This is a genomic window from Blautia intestinalis, assembly GCF_014297355.1.
In the GTDB taxonomy this organism is placed as follows: domain Bacteria; phylum Bacillota; class Clostridia; order Lachnospirales; family Lachnospiraceae; genus Blautia_A; species Blautia_A intestinalis.
Window position 1 is genome coordinate 1 of record NZ_JACOQE010000028.1, and the last position, 2,558, is coordinate 2,558.

A 2,558-nucleotide genomic window follows, 5' to 3' on the forward strand; every position below is an offset into this window, starting at 1 on the left:
CTGTTAAGGAAACAATCGGAGTTGGTGTAAACGAAAAAGCAGCCTTGAGTTCTGATAAAAACTGCCCTTTCGTTTACATCAATTTCGATTTTACCTTGGTGAACAAAGTCGCGTCCCTTTAGCCGATAGCTATGGGGATTCAATCGTTGCTCTTTTCCTTAAGTTTATCATACCGGATGTTTTGGTAAAAGTTTTTTTATTCAAGAAATCATTTTCAGGCATGACAAACAAACCTCCTATGAGGAAGTCATTTATTCTATGCAATTGTAGATCTTAACATCTCATATGTGCACGAAAAGAAGAACTGTATTTATCTTTGCGGGGTGATACCATATTCCCTCCACAAGAAGAACATTTGCATACATCGATGTGATATAAAACCCTTATCATTTCTACTGCATTTAGATTTTTTAATGTAGAAATGTATTTCTTACATCCAAGCAGGTTTCTGCAATGAGTTATCTTTTTTCTCTTGTTTCTACATGATAGCAGACCATAGTGCCGGATTCTGACAAATCGTTTGGGAGGAACATGCATCATGAATCGACGGATGAATTCTTCTCCTGAAATTGTTTTCTCTTTCCAGCAGCCTTCGTTTTTATAGTCTTTTACTACATATGTAACTGTCGTATCTGTCATGGATTTGATTCGATGATTACTGATTGCTATCCTGTGGGTATATTTTCCAAGATAATTGATAACCGACTGTGCACCATTGAAAGTTTCTTTACAGTAAGTGACCCAGTTCTTTTCATAACACTTATCAAGAAGTTCTTTAAAACGATAGCTGTTCTGATATTTCTCTGCTGTACCATGAAATTTAAGCTTAGAATCATTCCACAGGCTTTTTAACTCATCCAGATATTTTCCACGGAACACTTTCGAGATAACACCATATGGGAGAAAAAATTTTCCACCTGTTTCTTTCCATTTATTTTCATCATCAAGCCCACCTCCAAGAACAATGGTATGAATATGAGGATGATAATTCATTGCAGAACCCCAGGTATGAAGAATGCAGATATACCCTATATTAGCTCCCAGGTACTTTGCGTCTTTTGCCAATTCATTCAAGGTTGCTGAGGCAGCATGATACAGTACATCATACAACAGCTTCTGGTTGCTGTAAATGATGGAATTCAATTCCTCAGGAACTGTGAATACTACATGATAATAGGGTGCATCAAGTACGTTCTCTTTTTGTGCATCAATCCATTTCTCTTTCGGAAACTCCTGGCACATGGGACAGCATCTGCTTCTGCAGGAGTTATTATGAATGCTGATACATCCGCAGTCCTCACAAACACTGATGTTTACACCAAAAGCGCCTGTTTTACAGTTCATGATATGATAAGCTGTTTTTCTATGATGAGCAGGAGGGCTATTCCTCTTTTCATAAGAAGGATAAAACCGTTCAAATACATCTTGTATCGTACATGATTTCTCCATAATCATTCACCGCCCATCTCATCAAATGGACTCCTGATTCCAAGCAGAGTTTTATTGCTTACATGCAGATAAACCTCTGTTGATTTTGGATCACGATGTCCCAGAAGCGCTTGAATATATTTTACATCACAGCCGGATTCAAACAGATGACTTGCAAAGCTGTGACGTAAACAATGCGTGGAGACGTGTTTCTGAATGCCTGCTCTTTTGGCACTTTCACGAAAAAACTGAATGACACTATCTTTTGTAAGATAATCCCCTGTCCATGAACTTGGGAACAAAATCCCTCTTGGTCTGCCACATTGAAACCAGTATTCTGTCAATATTTCGAGCGTCCGGTCTGCAAGCAAAGTATAACGATCAGAGCGACTTTTCCCATCACGGATGTGTATGGTTTTTTTCGTGCGTGAAATATCATCATAATGAAGATGTGTGACTTCTGAAACACGAAGTCCGCCTGAATACATAGTAGCAATCATAGCTTTGTGCTTCAGATTTGGCGTAGCATCAAGAATAGCTGATATTTCTGTTTTTGTAAGCACCGTTGGTAACTTTCTGTCCCTTTTCATACGAGGTATGTCATCATCATCCCAATTCTTCTTCAATATTTTTTTGTAAAAGAAGCGGATTCCTGAATGGTAGTGATTGTATGTTTCCGGTGAAATCCCGGAAAGTTTCTTTTCAGTTAGGAATATATCAACATCGTCAGTTGTCAATGCATCTATATCCTTGGCTGTGTGGTTCAAAAAATGAGCAACACTGGTACAGTATGCATGAATCGTGGAATCCTTGAGATTCCGTTTATTCGCAGCAGATTGAATCTGATTAAAAATTTCTTCGTACATAATAAAATCCTCCATGTAAAATCAGTAGTTAATGAAAAACCCTGCTTACATGGAGGTGCATTAGCATAATAAAACCGCTTGTCAGAAAAGCGGTCAAATGGTATTCTTTTCATAGGCAGTGGTGTCTTTCTTTATTGAATTGTTTTGTGTGGTAACTTTACAATATCAAATACTGGTAAGAATTGCCATTGCCTATTTTATTATTGAGAAAAAGAAAGCTGCGCCACAGCCTTGGCAGGCCATCGCGCAGCGATTTTGTTCAAC

2 protein-coding genes are annotated in these 2,558 nt (G+C 38.2%); both read right to left on the reverse strand.

All coding sequences use genetic code 11. The annotated features are described in order from the left end of the window. Positions 1 to 273: 273 nt before the first annotated feature. Positions 274 to 1,449 carry an IS91 family transposase gene (locus H8Z79_RS16565; protein ID WP_055167148.1) on the reverse strand — a complete coding sequence of 392 codons (1,176 nt, stop codon included), beginning with the start codon at positions 1,447 to 1,449 and terminating at the stop codon, positions 274 to 276. Positions 1,450 to 1,451: 2 nt separating this feature from the next. Further along, positions 1,452 to 2,294, reverse strand: coding sequence for a tyrosine-type recombinase/integrase (locus H8Z79_RS16570; RefSeq protein WP_015515804.1), 843 nt, complete (start codon positions 2,292 to 2,294; stop codon positions 1,452 to 1,454). Between the last annotated feature and the right edge of the window lie 264 nt (positions 2,295 to 2,558).

Bases quoted from the DNA above. Each gene is read 5' to 3' on its own strand.
- H8Z79_RS16565 (WP_055167148.1), bottom strand. From the start codon at position 1,449: ATGGAGAAATCATGTACGATACAAGATGTATTTGAACGGTTTTATCCT.
- H8Z79_RS16570 (WP_015515804.1), bottom strand. From the start codon at position 2,294: ATGTACGAAGAAATTTTTAATCAGATTCAATCTGCTGCGAATAAACGG.